23 protein-coding genes are annotated in these 20,841 nt (G+C 70.0%); 12 read left to right on the plus strand and 11 right to left on the minus strand.

From position 1 onward, the window contains the following. Positions 1-182 precede the first annotated feature (182 nt). On the plus strand, positions 183-932 hold the full coding sequence (locus AB4851_RS25180; protein WP_414449246.1) for an SDR family oxidoreductase: 750 nt from the start codon (positions 183-185) through the stop codon (positions 930-932). 199 nt (positions 933-1,131) lie between these two features. On the opposite strand, the gene AB4851_RS25185 is transcribed toward AB4851_RS25180, so the two are convergent. Then, positions 1,132-1,932, minus strand: a complete 801-nt coding sequence (locus AB4851_RS25185; RefSeq protein WP_414445333.1) for an AraC family transcriptional regulator — start codon at positions 1,930-1,932, stop codon at positions 1,132-1,134. A gap of 113 nt (positions 1,933-2,045) precedes the next feature. Here AB4851_RS25185 and AB4851_RS25190 point away from each other — a divergent pair, with 113 nt between their 5' ends. Continuing rightward, on the plus strand, positions 2,046-2,297 hold the full coding sequence (locus tag AB4851_RS25190) for a hypothetical protein (protein WP_414445332.1): 252 nt from the start codon (positions 2,046-2,048) through the stop codon (positions 2,295-2,297). A gap of 58 nt (positions 2,298-2,355) precedes the next feature. Then, positions 2,356-3,327 (plus strand): quinone oxidoreductase family protein, encoded by a 972-nt coding sequence (locus AB4851_RS25195; RefSeq protein WP_414449247.1) that lies wholly within the window; start codon positions 2,356-2,358, stop codon positions 3,325-3,327. A gap of 136 nt (positions 3,328-3,463) precedes the next feature. Here the strand turns inward: AB4851_RS25195 and AB4851_RS25200 are convergent, their stop codons facing one another. The 5 genes from AB4851_RS25200 to AB4851_RS25220 all read right to left on the minus strand — a co-directional run bounded on the left by AB4851_RS25200 (position 3,464) and on the right by AB4851_RS25220 (position 6,487). Then, positions 3,464-4,033, minus strand: coding sequence for a cysteine hydrolase family protein (locus AB4851_RS25200; protein ID WP_414449248.1), 570 nt, complete (start codon positions 4,031-4,033; stop codon positions 3,464-3,466). A gap of 219 nt (positions 4,034-4,252) precedes the next feature. After that, the gene (locus tag AB4851_RS25205) at positions 4,253-5,122 is read right to left on the minus strand and encodes a DJ-1/PfpI family protein (RefSeq protein WP_414449249.1); all 870 of its coding nucleotides are present in this window, start codon (positions 5,120-5,122) and stop codon (positions 4,253-4,255) included. A 218-nt stretch (positions 5,123-5,340) separates the two neighbouring features. Further along, positions 5,341-5,772, minus strand: coding sequence for a hypothetical protein (locus tag AB4851_RS25210; protein ID WP_414449250.1), 432 nt, complete (start codon positions 5,770-5,772; stop codon positions 5,341-5,343). A 107-nt stretch (positions 5,773-5,879) separates the two neighbouring features. Then, the gene (locus AB4851_RS25215; RefSeq protein ID WP_414449251.1) at positions 5,880-6,221 is read right to left on the minus strand and encodes a peptide chain release factor-like protein; all 342 of its coding nucleotides are present in this window, start codon (positions 6,219-6,221) and stop codon (positions 5,880-5,882) included. Further along, positions 6,218-6,487, minus strand: coding sequence for a metal/formaldehyde-sensitive transcriptional repressor (locus AB4851_RS25220; RefSeq protein WP_414445325.1), 270 nt, complete (start codon positions 6,485-6,487; stop codon positions 6,218-6,220). The genes AB4851_RS25215 and AB4851_RS25220 overlap by 4 nt, the downstream gene beginning before the upstream one ends. Before the next feature lie 69 nt (positions 6,488-6,556). Here AB4851_RS25220 and AB4851_RS25225 point away from each other — a divergent pair, with 69 nt between their 5' ends. Then, positions 6,557-7,672: a nickel/cobalt efflux protein RcnA gene (locus tag AB4851_RS25225; protein WP_414449252.1), complete on the plus strand. Its 1,116-nt coding sequence runs from the start codon at positions 6,557-6,559 to the stop codon at positions 7,670-7,672. 30 nt (positions 7,673-7,702) lie between these two features. Next, a complete protein-coding gene (locus tag AB4851_RS25230) occupies positions 7,703-7,903 on the plus strand; it encodes a DUF1289 domain-containing protein (protein WP_414449253.1) in 201 nt (66 codons plus the stop codon). Between the two features lie 25 nt (positions 7,904-7,928). On the opposite strand, the gene AB4851_RS25235 is transcribed toward AB4851_RS25230, so the two are convergent. After that, on the minus strand, positions 7,929-9,071 hold the full coding sequence (locus AB4851_RS25235) for an MFS transporter (protein WP_414449254.1): 1,143 nt from the start codon (positions 9,069-9,071) through the stop codon (positions 7,929-7,931). 71 nt (positions 9,072-9,142) lie between these two features. Between AB4851_RS25235 and AB4851_RS25240 the strand changes: the two genes are divergently transcribed. The 7 genes from AB4851_RS25240 (at position 9,143) to AB4851_RS25270 (ending at position 17,150) form a co-directional block, all read left to right on the plus strand. Next, positions 9,143-10,024 (plus strand): IclR family transcriptional regulator, encoded by an 882-nt coding sequence (locus AB4851_RS25240; protein WP_414449255.1) that lies wholly within the window; start codon positions 9,143-9,145, stop codon positions 10,022-10,024. Positions 10,025-10,045: 21 nt separating this feature from the next. Continuing rightward, complete coding sequence (locus AB4851_RS25245; RefSeq protein WP_414449256.1) at positions 10,046-11,755, plus strand: phage integrase family protein; 1,710 nt, start codon at positions 10,046-10,048, stop codon at positions 11,753-11,755. 222 nt (positions 11,756-11,977) lie between these two features. Beyond that, positions 11,978-12,715, plus strand: a complete 738-nt coding sequence (locus AB4851_RS25250; protein ID WP_414449257.1) for an N-acetylmuramoyl-L-alanine amidase family protein — start codon at positions 11,978-11,980, stop codon at positions 12,713-12,715. A gap of 109 nt (positions 12,716-12,824) precedes the next feature. Beyond that, complete coding sequence (locus tag AB4851_RS25255; RefSeq protein WP_414449258.1) at positions 12,825-14,672, plus strand: putative bifunctional diguanylate cyclase/phosphodiesterase; 1,848 nt, start codon at positions 12,825-12,827, stop codon at positions 14,670-14,672. 174 nt (positions 14,673-14,846) lie between these two features. After that, positions 14,847-15,650, plus strand: coding sequence for a transcriptional regulator (locus tag AB4851_RS25260; protein ID WP_414449259.1), 804 nt, complete (start codon positions 14,847-14,849; stop codon positions 15,648-15,650). A gap of 67 nt (positions 15,651-15,717) precedes the next feature. After that, positions 15,718-16,236: an RNA polymerase sigma factor gene (locus AB4851_RS25265; RefSeq protein WP_414445316.1), complete on the plus strand. Its 519-nt coding sequence runs from the start codon at positions 15,718-15,720 to the stop codon at positions 16,234-16,236. Then, positions 16,233-17,150 carry an anti-sigma factor family protein gene (locus AB4851_RS25270; RefSeq protein WP_414445315.1) on the plus strand — a complete coding sequence of 306 codons (918 nt, stop codon included), beginning with the start codon at positions 16,233-16,235 and terminating at the stop codon, positions 17,148-17,150. The genes AB4851_RS25265 and AB4851_RS25270 overlap by 4 nt, the downstream gene beginning before the upstream one ends. A gap of 79 nt (positions 17,151-17,229) precedes the next feature. On the opposite strand, the gene AB4851_RS25275 is transcribed toward AB4851_RS25270, so the two are convergent. The 4 genes from AB4851_RS25275 to AB4851_RS25290 all read right to left on the minus strand — a co-directional run bounded on the left by AB4851_RS25275 (position 17,230) and on the right by AB4851_RS25290 (position 20,766). Next, positions 17,230-18,216, minus strand: a complete 987-nt coding sequence (locus AB4851_RS25275; RefSeq protein ID WP_414449260.1) for an MDR family oxidoreductase — start codon at positions 18,214-18,216, stop codon at positions 17,230-17,232. A 30-nt stretch (positions 18,217-18,246) separates the two neighbouring features. Further along, entirely contained in the window at positions 18,247-18,918 is a 672-nt protein-coding gene (locus AB4851_RS25280; protein WP_414449261.1) for a TetR/AcrR family transcriptional regulator, read from the minus strand. A 62-nt stretch (positions 18,919-18,980) separates the two neighbouring features. Beyond that, positions 18,981-19,787 carry a metallophosphoesterase family protein gene (locus tag AB4851_RS25285; protein WP_414449262.1) on the minus strand — a complete coding sequence of 269 codons (807 nt, stop codon included), beginning with the start codon at positions 19,785-19,787 and terminating at the stop codon, positions 18,981-18,983. Positions 19,788-19,815: 28 nt separating this feature from the next. Then, positions 19,816-20,766: a diacylglycerol/lipid kinase family protein gene (locus AB4851_RS25290; protein ID WP_414449263.1), complete on the minus strand. Its 951-nt coding sequence runs from the start codon at positions 20,764-20,766 to the stop codon at positions 19,816-19,818. Between the last annotated feature and the right edge of the window lie 75 nt (positions 20,767-20,841).

The raw sequence follows: 20,841 nt of genomic DNA on the forward strand, positions 1-20,841 counted from the left end.
GGGATTTCGCCGCATTTTGCTTCCGGTTTTCCTTTCGTCGCCCCGATTGCTGAACCACGCTCACGAGCCCGTGCACGGCCGGCGGGCTTCACGCGGCGCGGCTGCCTTTGCTACATTCCCCGGCTGACGTCCACGCGGGCCGCGCGCATTCTGCCGCCGCCCGCCCAACCGGAGAATCGATCATGTCCACGCCCACGCAGATCCAGAACAAAGTCGTCGTCATCACCGGCGCGAGCAGCGGGCTCGGCGAAGCCGCCGCGCGCCGGCTCGCCGCCGATGGCGCCCGCATCGTGCTCGGCGCGCGCCGCATCGAGCGGCTCGACGCGCTGGTGGCCGAGCTGAAGGCGCAGGGCGCCGAGGCGCTGGCGGTGGCCACCGACGTGACGCAACGCGACGAGGTGCAGCGGCTGGTGGATACCGCCGTGGCCAGCTTCGGCCGCATCGACGTGCTGATCAACAACGCCGGGCTGATGCCGCATTCGCCGCTGGAGCGCGGCAAGACCGACGACTGGGACCGCATGATCGACGTGAACCTGAAGGGCGTGCTGTACGGCATCGCCGCCGCGCTGCCGCACATGCAGGCGCAGAAATCGGGGCACCTGATCAACGTGGCGTCGGTGGCGGCGCACAAGGTGCGCCCGGGCAGCGCCGTGTATGCGGCCACCAAGGCGGCGGTGCGGATGCTGTCGGAAGGGCTGCGCCAGGAAGTGAAGCCGTACGGCATCCGCACCACGGTGATCTCGCCGGGGGCGATCGACACCGAGCTGCCGGACAGCATCACCGAGGCCGACATCGCGGCGGCCGTGCGCGAGTTCTACGGCATCGCGCTGCCGGCCGAATCGTTCGCGAACCTGGTGGCCTACGTGATCGGCGCGCCCGAGGACGTGGACATCAACGAGGTGGTGTTCCGGCCGACGCGGCAGGAGTTTTGAGGACACGGGGGCGCGCGGCCGTCGCCTGAGGGTTGAGCGGCTGCACGGCTGCACGGCTGCACGGCTGCACGGCTACACGGCTACACGGCTACACGGCTACACGGCCGAAGGCTCGACAGCCCGACAGCCCGACAGCCCGACAGCCCGACAGCCCGACAGCCCGACAGCTCGACAGCTCGACAGTCGATTCAACCCCGCTTCATCCACCCGCCGCCCGCACCGGCAAATCCGCCGCATAGCGCCCCGGCGTCACGCCGAGCGTGCGGCGGAACATCTCGATGAACGCGCTGACGTTGTCGTAGCCGAGTTCCAGCGCGATGGTCGTGACCGGCGCGCCGGCCGCGAGCCGTTCGAGCGCGCGCAGCACGCGCGCCTGCTGGCGCCATTGCGCGAAGCTCATGCCGGTTTCCGCCGCGAAGCGCCGGCTCAGCGTGCGCGGCGCGATGCCGGCCCAGTGCGCCCAATCGGCCGCGCCGCGATGGTCGGCCAGGTCGGCCGCCAGCGCATCGGCGATCCGCGCCAGGCGCCGATCGCTCGGCTTCGGCAGGCCCAGCGCCTGCGCCGGCGAGGCCGCGATTTCCGCCACGATCAGCTCGGCGATGCGCGTTTCGTCGGCATCGTGCGAGCCGCCCGGCCAGCTTGCCGCGCGCCGCACCGCCTCGCGCAGCAGCGGGTTGGTGCGGATCGCGCGCGGCTCGGCCGGCAACGCCGCGCGCGCCGCCGCTTCCTCGACGAACACGCTCCAGCCCGAGAACGGGCCGTGCGAGCGCAGCGAATGCCAGTGGTGGGGCGGCACCCAGATCGCATGGGTGGCCGGCACGACCCACTGCTGCGCCTCCAATCCCACCGACAGCAGCCCGCTCAACGCGCCGATCAACTGGCCGCGCGGGTGCCGGTGCACGTCCGTTTCGCGCGCCGCTGACTGCGTCAATTCAGCAGCCGCAACTAACGGTCCGCCCGACTGGAGTACGAGTGGTGGGGGCAGCAGCGGATCGAGCATGGCCGAAATTCCGTATCGAATGGCTTGCATGAGGGAGTTGGGCCGATTCTATCTCGATAAACTGGTTTTTATCGAAACCGGCGTCGCACGGCGACTGCCCAAGGAGGATCACGATGCGAGCGGAACAACTGCTGCCCGACGGGCAGAACCAGGCCGATCTGAACGGCGTGACCGTGCGCAAGGGCACGGTAGGCGCGTTTCTCTTCAATGCGCGCGTGCTGGGCACGCCCGATGCGACGCCTCAGGCGCGCGCCGAGGCGCGGGCGGACATCCTGGCCGCGCTGCCGGCGCTGCGCGCGCTCGGCCTGTTCGAGGTGCTGGAAGTGCGCGACCCCGCCTTGCGCGCCTGGATCGGCGCACAGTGAGCGTCGATCCATCGAACGCAGCGCGCCACCCCCAACCGGATATCCACGGAGAAAACCCATGAAAGCAGCGATCGTGAAATCGGCCGGCCAGGCGCCGGTATACGGCGATTTCGACGCACCGCGCGCCGCCGACGGCTGCCGCGAGATTCGCGTGCGCGCCGCCGCCCTGAGCCATGTCACGCGTTCGCGCGCGGCGGGCGTGCATTACACGTCGGAGGCGGCGGGCCAGGGCGGGGCGTTCGTGCCGTTCGTGCCCGGCATCGATGGCGTGGGCGAGGACGCCGCCGGCCGGCGCGTCTACTTCTTCGCGCCGGTCGCGCCGCACGGCGCGATGGCCGAGCGCAGCGTCGCCATCGACGCGCATTGCCTGCCGCTGCCCGACGCGCTCGACGACGTGACGGCTGCCGCGCTGGCGATCCCCGGCATGTCGTCGTGGGCCGCGCTCAAGGAGCGCGCGCGGCTCCAGTTCGGCGAGACGGTGCTCGTCAACGGCGCGACCGGCTCGTCGGGGCGGCTCGCCGTGCAGCTCGCGAAATATCTGGGCGCGGGCAAGGTGATCGCCACCGGGCGCGACGCCACCGCGCTGGCCGAACTGACCACGCTCGGCGCCGACGTGATCGTGCCGCTGACCCAGGACGACGCGCTCGACGCCGCGCTGCGCGAACAGTTCTCGGGCGGCGTGGACATCGTGCTCGACTACCTGTGGGGGCCGAGCGCCCACGCGCTGCTCGGCGCGGCGGCGCGCGCGCTGCCCGACCTGGCCGCGCTGCGCTACGTGCAGATCGGTGCGATCGGCGGCAGCGAGATCTCGCTGCCGGCCGCCGTGCTGCGCGCCACCGCGATCACGCTGATGGGCAGCGGGATCGGCAGCGTGCCGCTGCCGATGCTGATCGAGGCGCTGCGCATGGTGCTCGACGTCGCGCCGCGCGCAGGGTTGCGAATCGACGCGCACGCGGTGCCGCTGGCGCAGGTCGGCGAGACGTGGGCGAAGACGGACAGCCGGCGGCGCACGGTGTTCACGATCGATTGAGGCCGGGGTGGCGTGATTTCGGAATGGTCAGTTTGATGGGGGTGATCGTATCGTTTCGATAAGAAAAGTTATCTTAACGATGCGATGGTGTGTCAAGAATACGTGGGCACTGTTCTTCAGTCGATGCGGCGGGGTGTCAGCCGGACGCGCCCAACAGCGCGTCAGTGGTGATGACCGTGCAGTATTCGCCATCGAGATTGGCCAGCGACATCGCATGCACGTCGTCCGCGCTGCGCAGTGTGCCGTTCCAGTCGGTTCTGGCGAACGTGAAGCAGCCGTCGGCGACGAGGTAGGTCTGGAAGCCGAGATTGCCGGCCATGCGCACCGTCGCCTCGACGGAGTTGTTCGTGATGACGCCCGCCACGACCAGCGCGTCGTGCCGCCCGTGGCGAAGCTTCGCTTCCAGGCCGGTGCCGATGAACGCGTTGTTGGTGTGCTTGGGGATGACCGGCTCGCCGGCCAGGGGGGCGCATTGGGGCTTGAATGCATGCCCCGCCTGGCCGGGCCGGTAGTGGGAGCCCGCCTGGGTGGAATCATGCCGGACATGCCACACCGGCCACCCCTGGTTGCGCCATCGTTCGAGCAGCCGGCCGATCTGCCGCTCGGCGTGCGGATTGTTGCGCACGCCCCAGCTTGGGTGATCGATCGCGCATTGCAGGTCGATCAGCAGGAGTACGGCGCCGGGAGGGGGCGGGACGGGATGCATGAGGGCTGGGATGAGAATGGTTCGGTGGGCCAGGGGCGGGCTTCGTACGAGCGAGGCACGCCGTCGTCGAGCTTATACGATGGCGCGCCGGCAGGCATCCGCATGCCTCAAAACCGGTACGACACCGTCACCTGCGCCATCCGCGGCGGCCTCCGCACCCTGCAAAGGCCGATGCGACGGCGGCGCGATTCAACCTGACGTCGAGCACGACAGGCGGCGTCATGCCTCGATCCCGAGCCGTTTCGCGGCAGCCTGCGCGGCCAGCTTCGCCTGCCCGTCCATCCATTTGCGGCTGTCGCGCATCGCTTGCGTGCGCTCGGGGCCGGCCTGCTCGGGCGTGCCGCTCAGGAACGGCGGCGCGGGCGCGTATTCGATCGTGAGCGCCGCACGGCGCGCCAGTTCCTCGCCCTTCAGTTGCGCGACCAGCGTCAGCGCGAAATCCACGCCGGCCGTCACGCCGCCCGCGGTCATGCGGTTGCGGTCGGTCACGACGCGCTGGTCCACATGCCGCGCGCCGAGGATCGGCAGCAGGTCGGCCACGGCCCAGTGCGCCGTGGCGTCGTAGCCGCGCAACAGCCCGGCCGCGCCGAGCAGCAGGCCACCGGTGCACACGCTCGTCACCCACTTCGCGGTGCGCCCGCGCGAGGCCAGGAAATCGAGCGTGGCCGGATCGTTCATCGCATCGATCGTGCCCATGATGCCGCCGGGCACGAACAATACGTCGACATCGGTGGGGCATTCGGCGAACGTGTGCGTCGGCGCGAACGGCAGGCCTTCGACGCTCGATACGGCGTCGCGCGTCTTGCCGACGAGTTGCGTGTCGAAGCGCGCGACCTTGAAGACGGTCAGCGGGCCGACCAGATCGAGCGCCACCATCTGAGGGTGGATCAGCATGGCGACCTTCGGCGCGTCGGGCGGCAACATGTTCATCATGCGCAGGTGGTCGCGTGCCGCGGCGTCGCGGGCGGCGGGCATGGTGGGCGCTGCGGATTCGCTCGCGAGCGCGGGGCCGGCGGACGTGGCGGCGGCGGCCAGGCACAGCGTGCCCAGCGTCAGGAAATCGCGGCGTGAAGCGGAAGAACGTGTCATGAAACAAGGCTCCGGATGGAAAGTCGGAACGAAGCAGGGCGGCCAACGGCATGCGCGGTTGGCGATCGACACGATGTCGATGGCCGGGCACGCGCACGCATTCGGCACGCGCGAGGCGGGCGCCGGCTGGCGAGCAAGGGAATGCGGAGAGCGAGCGGATCGGCGATCCCGCGCGCGGTGATCGGCGTGGAATCTACGGATGCGGAAATCCCTCGATGTTATGCGAGCGACAACACGCGCGAACGCGGAAAGACGTTCGTTATCCGTACGATCGGCTTAATGGCGCGTGACGAGAGGTGGCGCGCGTGCGCCGAGCGAGCCATGAACGTGGCTCGCGGAAGGGGGCGCCTCATCGGCCGGAAACGGCCGGCGGGCGCCGGTCGCCAGCCGCAGCCAATACGCCGGCAGCGGCAAGGTCGGGGCGAGGCCGATCGCGAGTGCCGCGCTGAATGGGCACAGGTCGCCGGCGCGTCGCCGAACAACGCGCCGTGCCCGCTGCAGATCGACAGGTCGACGCCGCGCTCGCCGGTGCTCGGGGCGAGCATCAGGCCGGGCGGAAGCAGCAGGCGGAACGCGACGACCAGCAGCAGCAACGAGGCCGCCGCCGGGTGCGTCAGACGCTGCGCGAGCAGATGGCGGAGTCGGATCATGGCGCGCGTATTTTAGACGCGTCGCCCACGAGTCGAAATGAAACCGTCAACTGCTTTCACAGGGATATGAAACGATCCGCAAGCCGCAAGCCGCGCACAGGCTGCGGTCAGCCGTCCGATGGCGCGAACGTCTCGCCCCGAAACACCCGCACCGGGTTGCCGCGCGCCACTGCGCCATGTTGCCGATGCCGCTCGCGGCGTTCGCGCAGCGCCTGCTGTTCGGCCTCCTGCTGCAAGCGCCAGCCGAGCAGTTGCAACGCGAGCCGCCGGTTCGCGTGCTGGCTGCGCTCGCTCTCCACGCGCACGGCAATCCCACTGGCCAGATGCGTGGCGCGGATCGCCGACGCCGTCTTGTTGACGTGCTGTCCGCCGGGGCCGCGTGCACGCATCGCCTCGAAGCGCATCTCGCCGCAGCGTGGCGCGCACGCATCGCCGCGCACTTCACTCACTTCAGATACGAGCGAATCACCTGCATGACGACCTCGGCTTCCTCGCTGCGGTGCGCCTCGTCGGTTTCCTTGACGACGTGCTCGCGCATATGGCCCTCGATGACCGAGGACATCAGCCCGTTCGCCGCGCCGCGGATCGCCGCGATCTGCTGGAGGATCGCCACGCAATCGCCGTCCTGATCGAGCTGGGTTTCGAGCGCGCGCAACTGCCCCTGCATCCGTCGGACCCGGGCCAGCAACTTCGGTTTGTCGTGAATCGTATGCATGTCGGAGGGTGTTTTTATACTGGGGGGGAGTATACTGCGATCCGTTTTCCAGTCTCTTGGAACGTGGAAATGACTGAATTCTCGACCCTGCTGCAACAGGGCAATGCCTGGTTGTTCGTGCCAAGCGCGATCCTGTTGGGTGCGCTGCACGGACTCGAACCCGGCCATTCTAAAACGATGATGGCGGCGTTCATCGTCGCGATTCGCGGCACGGTCGGGCAGGCGGTGCTGCTGGGGCTGTCGGCGACGCTCTCGCACACGGCCGTGGTGTGGGCGGTGGCGATGACGGGCCTCTATTTCGGCCGCAACTGGAGCGCCGACGCGACCGAGCCGTATTTCCAGGTCGCCTCGGCCGTGATGATCATCGCGATCGCGGCGTGGATGCTGTGGCGCACCTGGCGCGAGCAGCGCGCCGCGCATGCGCATCATCACGACGATGATCACCCGCATGGCCACGATCATCACCATGACGAGGCGCGGCTCATCGACACCGGCCACGGCGTGGTACGGCTCGAGATCTTCGAGGATGGCGTGCCGCCGCGCTTCCGGTTGCGCAATGCCGGCCGGGGCGGGCAGGCGTGGCCGGCGAGCCAGGTGGCCGTGGAAATCTCACGGCCCGACGGCAGCGGCCAGACGTTCCGCTTCGTGCAGCGCGACGGCTTTCTCGAATCGGCCGACGCGATTCCCGAGCCGCATGCGTTCACGGCGCGGCTGTGGCTCGGCCACGGCAACCATAGCCACAACTACGCGGTGGCCTTCGGCGAAGATCACGCGCACGCCGCCGGGCTCGACATGCAGGCCGACGGCTATCAGGACGCCCACGAGCGCGCCCACGCCAACGACATCCGGCGCCGCTTCGCGGGCGGCAGCGTCACGACCGGGCAGATCGTCATGTTCGGCCTGACGGGCGGGCTGGTGCCGTGCCCGGCGTCGATCACGGTGCTGCTGCTGTGCCTGCAACTGAAGCAGTTCACGCTGGGCGCGGCGCTGGTGCTGTGCTTCAGCATCGGGCTGGCAGCGACGATGGTGGCTTCGGGCACGCTGGCCGCGTTGAGCGTCAAGCATGTGTCGAAGCGCTGGAGCGGCTTCGGCGGCTTCGCGCGCAAGGCGCCGTATTTTTCGGGCGGGCTGATCGTGCTGGTGGGCCTGTATCTCGGCTATCAGGGCGTTGCGGCGCTGGCCTGAACGCAGTTCGACTTTTTCCGGAAAGATCTCATGGCAGTCAAATCACCGTGCGTCGAGCTGTGCGCGTTCGACGGCAAGACGGGCTTGTGCACCGGGTGCTTTCGCACTCGCGAGGAGGCGCGGGCCTGGAAGGGCATGACCGATCATCGCCGCCATCAGATCCTCAACGAGCGGAAGCGCCGGGAGGCGAAGGTGGGGCGCAGCGTGGTTGCGGGGAATGGGGAGGATTGAGTGGTGTCGTCGGTGTTGGGGCTTTTTAGCGAGATGGCGAGATGAATCGGCTGACCCGCCGCACGAGCGGCAACCCCGCCGCTGCGAACAACGCCAGCCCGGCCGCCGCCACGAATAGCGGTGCGCCGCGCCCCGGCGTGTAATGCATGAACGACGGCAGGCATTGCCCCGCGAAGATCGCCATCGACAGGTTGCCGAGCGCCCTCCCGCGCCGGTTCGCCGGGCTGGCTTCGACCGTCATGTGATTGACGAGCGGAATCGACAAACCGAAGCCGGTGCCGAGCGCCACCGCGCCGGCCACGAACGGCGCGAGCGACGCGGCGCAGGCGAACACGCCATGCGCGACGGCGTAGGCGAGAAACGCGACCGTCAGGGTGGAGGGTGCGCCGAAGCGCGAACTGACACGCGGCATCGTGGCCGCCACGCCCACCGCCACCAACGACACGAACGCCAGAAAGTAGCCGGTGCCCGCTTCGCCGATGCCGAGTTCGTGAAAGCGCAGCGGCAACACGATCACAGCCGAGAAGAAGCACGCCATCGACAGCAACGCCGCGCAATACACGCTCTTGAGCGCATCGGGCAGCGGCGTGCCGCTGTCCGGCTCGCGCGGCGCGCCGCGTTCATCGGGCACGAACCGCAGCACGCAGGCAAACAGCAGCCACGCCACCGCGTATTGTAGGAACGGATACCACCAGCCGCGCACGGCCAGCCAGCCGCCCAGCATCAGGAACGCCACGCCGCCCAGTTCGATCGCCATGCCCTGGCGCGCGATCATCGCGAGCCGCTGGCGGTCCTCGTAGAACGCCGAGATCAACCCGGTGCCGGTGGCCATCACGAGCGCCGTCGCGCCGCCGAGCAGGAAGCGGCTGCCCAGCACGGCATATGGGCCGTGCAGCAGCGCGCCGCCCAGCCCGAGCGCGCCATACAGCGCGAGGCCGAGCAACAGCGCGCGGCGCAGGCCGATCCGATCGGCGATGCGGCCCGCGATCGGCCCGAGCACCACCACGCCCACCGACGGCATCGTCACGAGCCAACTCTCCAGCCCGCTCAGGCCGAGCCGCAGCGACACGCGCTGCAAGCCCGGCACGAGCGCGCATCCCACCATGATGGTCAGGCAGGCCACACTCAGCAGCGTGGTTTCGCCGGCTTTTCCCAATGCTTGTTTCACGAGGTCCGATCCTTGACGGCATTCGCCGCCTGTTCTACGATGTCCATTCAGTGAGACAATCGTTTCGATATATGGAACAGGATAAGAAGGCATCGCCGCGTCGTCAAGGCGCGGCCGGTGCGCGCGCATCCGCGCATGCGTCGAATCCGGCATCGGCCGAGCCCGCTCGTCACGCGGCGCAAGACACGCATGAAGGGGAAGGCGAGGGCGCAGCCGGCAAGCAGGTGATCGCGCGCGCCGCGGCGGTGCTGCGCGCGCTCGAAGGGCAGACGGGCGGGCTGTCGCTGGCGCGGATCGCGCAGGGCGCGAATCTGCCGCGCAGCACCGTGTATCGCATCGTCGCGGCGCTGGAGGCGCAGCAGATGGTGATGTCGGGCGCGGACGGCGTGCGGCTCGGGCCGGCGCTCGCGCGGCTGGCCGCGTCGGCGCATACCGACCTGGTGGCGGTGGCGCGCCCGCACGTCGAGGCACTGAGCCAGCGCACGCGCGAAACGGTCGACCTGTGCCAGTTCCGTGGGCAACACGCGATCAGCGTCGATCAGGCCGTGTCGAACCAGGAGCTGCGCGTGGTGTCGCCGGTCGGCACCGCGTTCCCCGCGCATTGCACGGCGCACGGCAAGGCCTTGCTGGCGCGCCGCAGCGATAGCGAGGTCGCCGCGCTGTTCGCCGACGGCATGCCGAAGCGCACCGGCGCCACGCTGGCCAGCCTCGATGCCTTGCTGAAGGATCTCGCGCGCGTGCGCAAGCTCGGCCATGCCATCGATGCGCAGGAGCACGCCGAGGGCGTGTGCGGCATCGGCGTATGGCTGCGCACCGGCCTGCCCGACGATTACGCGATCGCGATCGCCGTGCCGGCGCTGCGTTTCGAGCGCCAGCGCGAGGCCTTGCTGTCGGCGCTGATGCAATGCAAGTCCGAGATCGAAGCGCTGATGCACACGGCCGCCCCACGCTGAATTCATGTCACACTCGCGCGCATGACTGCCCATCCGCCGACCGCCGCTCCTTCTCCCGATTCACCGGCTCCGTCCGGCTTCCCTGATGCCGACGAGCTGGCCATGCTGCGCGCGTGGTACGAGGGCATGTCGGTGCGCGCGGCGGCCGAGCGTTATCTCGGCGACCGGCTCGGCCAGGGCCGCTCGGCACGCGGCGTGCTCGGCGCGATTCGCCGCCGTCTGGTGGCCGCCGCCACGCGAGCCGGGCGACGCGATCTGGCCGAGCTGCTCGCGCATGCGCCGGCCGAGCGCACGCAACATGCGCGCGCGGTGGCCGAGGCGATCGTGCAACTGCGTCACGCCCGCTTGCCCGAGCCGCACGTCGGCGACGACGTTGACCTTTGGCTGCCCGCGCGCGCCGTGGCGGCGCTGCGCGCGCACGGCATCACCACGCTGGCCGACCTGACGGTGCGCATTCCGCGCCGCCGCCAATGGTGGAAGGCGATCGACGGGCTCGGCCCGGCCAGCGCGCGCCATATCGAGGCGTTCTTCCGCGCGCATCCGGCGCTGACCGAACGCGCCCGCGCGCTGGTGGCCTCGGCCGCGCCGGCCGCGATCGTGCCGTGGGAGCAACTGCGCCTGCCGCACGAGGTGGACGGCACGGCCGGCACGTTCCGCGCGCCGCGCGCAACCTGCACGCTCGACGCCGACAACGATTACACCGCCGTGCAGGCCTGGCTCTCGCTGCACGAGTCGGAGGCCACGCGCCGCACCTATCGCAAGGAGGCCGAACGATTGATCCTGTGGGCGATCGTCGAGCGCGGCCGCGCGCTGTCGTCGCTGACGACCGAAGACGCGCTCGCCTACCGCGCGTTCCTGCGCCGCCCCGAGCCGGCCGAACGCTGGACCGGCCCGATCCGCCCGCGCCGCGCCGCCGACTGGCGGCCGTTCACGGGCGCGTTGTCGGCGCGCTCGGCCGCGCATGCGCTGTCGGTGCTCGGCGCGCTGTTCCGCTGGCTCGTCGAGCAGCGCTATCTGCTTGCGAATCCGTTCTCGGGCGTGAAGGTGCGCGGCGGGGCACGCTCGGCCGCGCTCGACTCGTCGCGCGTGTTCAGCGACGGCGAATGGCAGATCGTGCGGGTGATCGCCGACGGCCTCGAATGGTCGGGCGGCTGGGAGCCGGCCGCCGCGCAGCGGCTGCGCTTCCTGCTCGATTTCTCGTATGCCACGGGCCTGCGCGCGAGCGAACTGGTGGGCCTGACGCTCGGCGCGATCCGCAGTGACGCGCGCGACGACCGCTGGATCCACCTCGTCGGCAAGGGCGGCAAGGCCGCGCGCGTGGCGCTGCCGCCGCTGGCCTGGCAGGCGCTGACGCGCTACGCGTGCGAGCGCGGCCTGTCGATGGTCGCGACGCAATGGCGGCCCGACACGCCCGTGATCGGCGCTCTGGCCGGCGACGTGCAGGCCGGCATCAGCGGGGTGCGGCTCTGGAAGGTGCTCAAGCGCTTCTTCATGCAGGTGTCCGAACAGTTCGCCACCGATCATCCGCCGCTCGCCGACAAGCTGCGCCGCGCAAGCCCCCACTGGATGCGCCACACGCACGCCACCCACGCGCTCGCTCGCGGCGCGGAACTGACCACGGTGCGTGACAATCTGCGCCACGCGTCGATCTCGACCACCTCCATCTATCTGCACGGCGACGAGGTCAAGCGCGCCAAGCAGATGGCCGACGCGTTCGGCGCGAAATCGTGAGCGCGGCGTAAGTTTGTCAACGTGCGCGTCTCCGGCAGGCGCACCGTCGCAAATTGATACGTGTTTAGCTGGCAATCCGCGTTGTTTCGGCTTTTTCGTTGTGCCGCGCACGCGTAAAATGCGTCGCGATTCCCGCCGTCTCGCAAAGCGCCGATGACGCATGCTGGTGTCGCGCGTGCCGCATCGGCTCGCGCGTTGCCACCGACACCCGCTATCACCACGATGACATCGACAACACGTTTCTTCCTGCGCACGGCAGCGCTGGCCTGCGTGCTGGCGAGCGCCGCGCCCGCCGTTCATGCCGCTTCGCCCGCAGCGTCACCGGCCGCCGTGCCGACCATCGTCGTTGACACCGGCCACACGCCCCTGCATCCGGGCGCGACCGGCGCCAGCGGCCGCGTCGAATACCGCTACAACCTCGACCTGTCGGCGGCGGTCGCGGCCGACCTGGCCGCGCAGGGCGATCGCGTGTTCCGCACCTCGGCCGACGGCCGCGAGATCGCGCTGGCCGCGCGCGCCACGCAGCACCCCGACGCGAACCTGTTCATATCGATCCATCACGATTCGATCCAGCAGCAATATCTCGATGCGGGCCGCCAGCGCGATTTCCACGGCTACGCGATCTTCGTGTCCGAGCGCAATCCGCATTACGCGCAGAGCCTGCGCTGCGCGAAGGCGGTGGGCGAGCGGATGCTGGCGGCCGGCGAGACGCCGTCGCTCTATCACGCGGAACCGATCCACGGCGAGAACCGCCCGCTGCTCGATCGCCGGCTCGGCATCCACCGCTTCGACGACCTGATGGTGCTGCATACCGCGCCCATGCCGGCGCTGCTGATCGAGGCCGGCGTGATCGTCAATCCCGACGAGGAGCGGCGGCTTGCGCAACCGGAAACGATTCGTCGCATCGGTGGCGCCATCGCGGCCGGCATCGAAGCCTGCACGCAGGCCGGCGGCGCTTGAGCGTGACGCGGGCCACCGATTTTCACGAGCGCGCGCACCCGATTCGCTTACTATCTGAAGCTTGCGGCGACGGACCCTGTCGCCGCCTTTCCCTGACCGACCTCTCGCCATGCAACGACCGGAGCCGCGCCTGACCGAACCGCTCGCCGCGCTCGACGAATCGATCGACGACCCGATCGACGATTCGCCGCGCCACGCCGACGCGACGCGCATCGAACGCGCGATTTCGCAGGCCGCCCAGCCCGTGTGCCTGTGTGCGTCCGACGGCACGCTGACCTGGTCCAACGCCGCGTTCGAGCGCTTGACCGGCCGCCGCGCCGGCGTGCCCGGCACCGCGTTGCGCCTGCAATCGATGCTGGCCGCGCCCGGCGACGCATGGTCCGCGCCCAGCATGGACGCACTCGCGCGCGGCAGCGAGATCTGGCTGCTGCAGCGCCCGACCGGTGACGGCCTGCCGGTGCGCCTCGTGCTGTCGCCGCTCTACGCGGCCGAAGCGGGCAACGCACGGCATGCGGCCCGGCGCGGCGCGGCGGCGCAACTGGCCGGCGGCATCGACCTGTCCGGCGCGGATGGCGCGCATCGGGCCGAGGCGAACGGCGCGAACGCCATCGGGACCGACGCCTGGGTGGTGTTCATCAGCCGTGCCAACAACGAACCGCCGTCGGGCGGCGAGCTTTGGTACGCCGCCAACTACGACGACACCACGCGCCTGCCGAACCGCAAGCTGTTCGCCGAACGGCTCGACCTGCGGATCGCCCGGGCGCGCGCCACCGACGGCTGCTTCAGCATCGTGCTGCTCGAAATCGGCGGCCTCAACACCATTCGCAACGCGCTCGGGCTGCCCGGCGTGGAGCTGGCCGTGCGCGTGACCGGCGAGCGGCTGCGCACCAAGGTGCCGCATCTGTACGGCGTGGCCAGCATGGGCGACGGCAAGTTCGCGATGCTGTGCGACGAGCCCGCGCCGTCGGTGCGCCGGCTGGTCGATACCATCGTGGGCTGCGCCGGCGAATCGATCGAGTTTGCGGGCGCGGCGCTGCACGTGTCGGCCAGCGCCGGCATCGCGGCCTATCCCGAGCACGGCGAGGATACCGATACGCTGCTGCGCCGCGCGAACGTGGCGCTGTCGTCGGCGATCGAGGATGGCGACGGCGTGGCCGTGCCGTTCTCCAGCGCGCTGGAAGTGCGAGCCACGCGCCGCTTCGAACTCGAGGCGGCGCTTTCGCGCGGCATCGACCGGCAACAGTTCTGGCTCGCCTATCAGCCGCAGGTCACGCTCGAAACCGGGCATATCGCGCAGGTCGAGGCGCTGCTGCGCTGGCGGCATCCGCGCTCGGGCGACATCAGCCCGAACGAATTCATCCCGATCGCCGAGGAAAGCGGCCTGATCGACCGGATCGGCGAATGGGCGATCCGCACCGCCTGCCGGGAAATCGGCCGCCTGCACCGCGATCGCGACGACGCGCCGCGCGTGTGCGTGAACGTCTCGCCGCAGCAGTTCCGGCGCGGCAACCTGCTCGGCATCATCGAGCAGGCGCTCGACGACAGCGGGCTCGCGCCGCACAACCTGGAAGTGGAAATTACCGAGGGCGTGCTGTTCGGCGACACCGAGGCCGCGCTCGACACCGTTTCGTCGATCCGGCAACTCGGCGTGGAAATCGCCGTCGACGATTTCGGCACCGGCTATTCGAGCCTGTCCTACCTCACACGCTTTCCGGTCAATCGCGTGAAGATCGACCGCGCGTTCGTCGCGCCGCTGCCGAGCGACGCGCGCAGCGCCGAACTGGTGGCGGCCATCATCGCGATGGCGCATGCGTTGAAGATGCGCGTGACGGCCGAGGGCGTGGAAACCATCGAGCAGGCCAACCAGTTGCTGGCGCTCGGTTGCGACGAGGCGCAGGGCTTCTGGTACGCCCGGCCGCATTCGATCGCCTCGCTGCGCACGCTGATCGGTATGTAAAACGGGGCGGCGGGCCGCCTCGCTTTGCACTCTTTCGGTTTCCTTTCTTTTCTGGGCAGGCGAGCGTCGGGGGCATGATCCGGCACCCGAAAATATTTTTCATCGGGCAGGGAATAAGCGGGTGCGTGCGGTGTTCGCCGTGTGTACCCCGAGAATGATCCGACTCGCCCAGCCATGAAACCCGCACCCGAACCGATTCCGACCGAGCAGGACGTCCAGGCCTACGCCGATGGCCTGCTTGCCGCCGAGCGCGCGCCGAGCGTGCTGGCCTATCTGGCGCGGCAGCCGGCCGAGGCGCGCCGCGTGGCGTTTTATGCGCGGGTCAACGCGCAGATGCGTTCGCATTTTCCGGCGCAACTCGCGATCGAGGGGGCCGAACCGGCGTGGGGCGGTGAAGCGTTGCGGGCAGCCGAGCTGGCCGGCGCGGCGTTGCAGCCCGATCAGCCGCGCGGCCTGCGGCGCGGGTGGGCGGGCTTGTCCCGCGGCGGCCGCGTGGCGACCGTGGCGGTTGCGCTGGCGGTGGCCGCCGGGTTGGCGGCCTGCGTCGTCGCGGTCGGCCTGCCGGCGTTCGAGCGCGCCGCCGCGCAACGGCTCGATACCGCCGCCTACGACGAATTGACCGCGGTGACCGCATTGAACGCGCATGATATTGCCGCCGCGCCGGCCCGGCCCGACGATGCGTTGTCGAACCCCGCGCCCAACCTCGGTGCGGTCGGTTTCCGGTTGGCCGATGCCCGGCCGCTGGCGCTCTGGCCGTTCGCGCGCGCCCATGCGTTCGTCTATCGCAATGCGCTGGGCGAGCCGCTGGTGCTGGTTTCGCCGGGCACGCCCGAGCGCGGCGGGCGCTGGCAGGCACGCCGGCTCGGCGCGGTGCGTTTGCTCGAATGGACATCGGCCGCCGGGCAACATATCGTGATCGCCGGCGAGGCGCGCACGCACGGCCTGATGAAGGCCGCCGACCTGCTGGCCGGCGATTGAATCCGAGGTACGACCGCATGCATGTTTCCCTTTTCCGACCGTCCGCCCATGAGCCGACCTTGATGTCATGACCATCCGAGACGAACTGATCGACCATGTGCCGCGCCTGCGCCGTTATGCGCGCGCGCTGATCCACAACCGCGAGCTTGCCGACGATCTCGTGCAGGACACGCTCGAACGCGCGCTGCGCCATACCGAGCAGTTCCAGGCCGGCACCGACCTGCGCGCCTGGCTGTTTACGATCATGCACAACGTGTTCGCGAACCAGGCACGACGGCCCGGCGCGCGCGCCGAGCATGTGTCGGTGGACGACGAGGCGCTGCCCGAGGCCGCGCTCGCCGTGCCCGGCGCGCCCACGCGCTCGCTCGAAGTGCGCGACCTCGATTACGCGCTGCAGCGCTTGCCGCTCGACCAGCGCCAGGTGGTGCTGCTGGTGGGCCTGGAGGAACTGAGCTACGCGGAAGTGGCGCTGTCGCTCGGCATTCCGCTCGGCACCGTGATGTCGCGGCTCTCGCGCGGCCGCGAACGCCTGCGCACCCTGATGTCCGGAACCCAATCCAGCGCAAACCTGAAGGTGGTGCGATGAACGAAGCCATCACGCCGATCACCGAATCGGAACTGCACGCTTACGTGGACGGCACGCTCGGCGAAGCGCGCCGCGCTCAGATCGACCAGTTGCTCGAAACCGATGCCGGCCTGGCCGAGCGCATCGGCGATTACTTCTCGATCAATTCGATGCTGCACGAGCGCTACGACCGCGTGCTCGACGAGCCGCTGCCGGCGCGCCTGTTGCCTCCCGAGGATCTCGCACCGGAAGCGGTCGAGATGCCGCGCGATGCGGCGCCCGTGGCTGCACCCGCGCTCGCACCGGTGGCCGGCGCGGCGCGTCCGGCCGCGAACTGGAAGCGCTTCGCGGGCCTCGCCGCCGCGCTCGTGATCGGCATCGGGATCGGTGCGGGCGGCATGTTGAGCCCGGTCGGCCGCGATGTGGCCGGCAGTGCGGATGGCGGCGGCGGTTCGATCCTGCGCGCGTCGTATGGCGGCGAAGCGTTGGCGCGCCAGTCGGCGATCGCCTATGTCACCTATGCGCCGATGGTGACGCGGCCTGTCGAGGTGGGCGCCGATCGCGAGCAGGAACTGGTGCAATGGCTGTCGAGCCGGCTCGGCACCGACGTGCGTCCGCCGATCCTGACGCGCGCCGGCTACGAGCTGATGGGCGGCCGCCTGCTGCCCGGCGACGACGGCCCGATCGCGCAGTTCATGTATCACAACACGCTCGGCGAGCGGATCACGCTGAACATCTCGCACCGCAAGCTGGCCTCGGACGTGACGGCGTTCAAGCTGTATCAGAGCGGCCCGGTGAACGTGTTCTATTGGGTGGATGGCCGGTTCGGCTATGCGGTGTCGGGCGGCATGGATCGCCAGGCGCTGCTCGATCTGTCGCACGAGGTGTACGAGCAGTTGACCGCCAGCGGCGGCCCGCAACCGGTGACGAAGTAAACACACAGGAAACGGCGGAGGTCGGTTGACGCGGCGCGGTGCGATGTGAATCGAACCGCGCCGCGTCGCCGTTTACGTATCAGCGATTCACGTCGACCACCAGCCGGCCGCGCACCTTGCCGGCCAGCAGGTCCGCGCCCGCGCCGATCGCTTCGGCCAGGCCGATTTCGCGCGTGATGGTGTCGAGCTGGGTCAGGTCGAGCGTGTCGGCCAGCATGCGCCAGGCGGCTTCGCGTTCGGCGTAGGGGCGCGTCACGCTGTTGATGCCGAGCAGGCTCACGCCGCGCAGGATGAACGGCGCGACCGTGGCCGGCAGCGACATGTCCTGTGCGAGGCCGCAGGCGGCCACCGCGCCGTCGGCGCGCAGCGAGGCGCACACGTTCGCCAGCGTCGCGCCGCCAACCGAATCGACCGCCGCGCCCCAGCGCTCCTTCTGCAGCGGCTTGCCCGGCTCCGACAGCGTGGCGCGATCGATCACCTCGGCCGCGCCGAGCCCGGTCAGATAATCGGTTTCCTGCGTCTTGCCGGTGGAGGCCACCACGCGATAGCCGCGTCGCGCCAGCAACGCGATCGCGAAGCTGCCGACCCCGCCGCTCGCGCCCGTCACCAGCACGTCGCCCCGTTGCGGGCCGATGCCGTGACGTTCCAGCGCGAGCACGCACAGCGACGCCGTATAGCCGGCCGTGCCCGCCGCCATCGCCTGCCGGGCCGTCAGCCCCTGCGGCAACGGAATCAGCCAGTCGCCGTTCACGCGCGCGCACTGCGCGAGCCCGCCCCAATGCTGCTCGCCCACGCCCCAGCCGTTCAGCACCACCGCGTCGCCGGGCCGGTATGTCGGATGCGCGCTCTCGCGCACCGTGCCGGCGAAATCGACGCCCGGCACCATCGGAAAGCGCCGCACCACCGGGCTTTTGCCGGTGATCGCGAGGCCGTCCTTGTAGTTGAGCGTGCTGTATTCGATATCGACCAGCACGTCGCCCTCGGGCAAGCGCGCCTCGTCGAGCGTGTCGAGCCGGGTGTGGCTGGCGCCGTTGGCGTCCTGTTCGATCAGAAGGCAATGGAACATCGTGTGTCTCTCAGCGGAACGTGGGTCCGGTCACGGACGGGTGCGGGCGCCGGCCGGCTGCCGCTGCGGCAGGACGGCCAGGAACCCGCTGAAGAAGGTGTCGAGCGGCGCGGCGTTGCGCACCAGCCGGGCGCGCAGCACCGCGCCTTCCCAGCCGATCCAGAAAAACTCCGCCAACGCGTCGGGGTTCGCGTCGGCGGCGAGCGTGTTCTCGCGCTGCGCGTCGCGCAGGCAGCGCGCCACGCGCGCCTGCCAGCGCGTGAAGATCGTTTCGAGCGCTTCGCGGAATCCCTCCGGCAGCGCGCCCACCTCCAGCCCGAGATTGCCGATCAGGCAGCCGCGCGTGAAATCGTGACGCGCCATGCCGGCCTTGGCGTCCTCGACGAAATCGGCCAGCCGTGTAAGCGCCGGGCGGCTGTCGTCGAGCAGCCAGCGGTCGAGCCGGGCCGCGAAGTAGGCGTCGTAGGCCGTCATCAGCTCGCGGCCGAACGCTTCCTTGCTTTCGAAGTAGTGATAGAACGAGCCCTTCGGAATGCCGACGCGCTTGAGCACCGTATCCAGGCCGGTGGCCGAGAAGCCTTGCTCCGTCAGCAATTCCATGCCGGCGCGGATCAGCACGCCGCGCGTATCGGCGTGCGCTTGCGGGTTTTTCGGGGGACGGCCGCGGCGCGGCTTGAGGGCGGAATCGGTCGGATTTGTCATGCGGCCGATTTTAGACTGATCGTCTATAAAAATGCAAACGGAAGCGGCGAGCGCTGCTTGGATCAGCGTCCGGGGGCCAGTTCGAGCGTTTGCGCGGGCTGCGCGACGAAGTCCGGGTGGGCGGGGTCGTAGTCGTAGCGCGTGACGATCGCGCGGCGCGGGCCGCTCGGGCCGGCCAGATAGTCGATGCGATTGACCGAATTCGGCACGCCGTCGCGCAGCCGGCGCGACACGGCCGTGCCGCCTTGCACGCCATAGACCGGGCGCGCCAGCGCGGCGGCCGGCCAGATGCCGGGCAGATGCGTGTGGCCGCCGAGCACCAGATCGATGCCGGCGTCGGCCCAGCGCCGCAGCGCGGCGTCGCGGCCGTGCAGCAGGTCGTGCCGGTTGGCCGGATCGGCGGCGACGATCGGCTGATGGACCACCGCCACGCGCAATTGCGCCGGCCCCGCGCGTTCGAGCCGTCGCGCCACGCGCTCGACCTGTGCCGCCGAGATCTCGCCCGCCGCGTGCCGTGCCGCACGCGTGGTGTTGACGCCGAGCACCAGCAGCGCGGGCGTGTCGAATTCCGGCTCCAGCGCCGCGCCGAACGCGCGCCGGTAGTTCGCGTACGGCCGTCGCCAGCGCGAGACCAGATCGAACAGCGGGAGGTCGTGATTGCCCGGAATCGCCAGCACCGGCAACGGAGCGAGCCGCGCGACGAACGCGCGCGCCGCGTCGAACTGGCCGCGTCGCGCGCGCTGCGTCAGGTCGCCCGACATCACGATCAGCGCGGGCTGCAACTGCGCGGCGAGCCGTACCAGTGCCTCGACCGCGGCGGGCCGTTCCGCGCCGAAGTGGGGATCGGAAATCTGGAGCAGGGTGGTCATCGGGGGATTATCGCCGGCTTGGGGGCGGTCATTTGCGTTCGCGTTCGGCTTCATCCGGCTCGGGCTTGAGCAGGCGCAGCGGCTGTTCGCCGACGCGAAACACCAGCGGCAGCGCGAGCCGGGCGATCTCGCCGTCGGTCGCGACCTTGATCGAGCGGCGCCGGCGCGACGCGCGATCGACCGTGAAGCGCTCGAAACCGAAGCCGATCATGTCGCCCGCATCGCGTATCCGGCTGATTGCGCCGCGCAGCGACAGCAGGATTTGTGCGAGCCGGCCGTGCGCGAGCGGCGCCATCGCCACCAGCATGCCCTGCGCGAGCAGCGGCGCTTCGGCCGCGCCGACCTGTTCGAGCTGGAGGCGGTTGTTCGCGACGAACAGCGTGGTGGTGCGCAGCTCGCGCACCGTGCCTTCGTGCTCGACGCGCAGCCGCAGCAGGCGGTGCGGGCGCAGCAGCGTGAAGATCGCCGAGCCGAGCGCGACCAGCCGGCTGCGGCCGAACTGGCGTTTGTATTGCTCGCGCTGTTCGAGCAGGCGCGGGTAGAGGCCGAGGCTGGCGTTGACGAGAAACAGCGCGTCATTGACGAAGCCGACCTGCACCGGGTGTTCGCGCGCGGCGAGCAACAGCGCGATCGCGCGCTCCGTATCGGCCGGGATGCCGTGATCGCGGCTGAAGTAGTTGAAGGTGCCGCGCGGCAGCACGCCGAACCGGCAGCCGGCATCGTAGGCGGCGCGCGCCACCGTGCGCAGCGTGCCGTCGCCGCCCACGCCCACCAGCACGCCGCTGCCGACGCGCCGCGCCGCGCGGGCGGCGGTGTCGGCCAGTTGCGACGGATCGGTGACGGTCAGGAGTTCGTAATGGCGGTTTGCCTGGGCGAACGCGGCGTCGAGCTGGGCGGTGAGGGTTTCGGCCTCGCGGGTGCGGCCGGAGCCGATGTTGAGGATGAAGAGGTAGGGGGCGGGGTCCGGGGGCGTCGTCATCGAAGGGCGCTCGGTGGGGGTGAAGCTTACGATTTTATTTCAATCGAGGTGGGCGAGGTTGAGGGAATTGCGGAG

This window comes from Burkholderia sp. 22PA0099 (assembly GCF_047497165.1).
GTDB lineage: Bacteria > Pseudomonadota > Gammaproteobacteria > Burkholderiales > Burkholderiaceae > Burkholderia.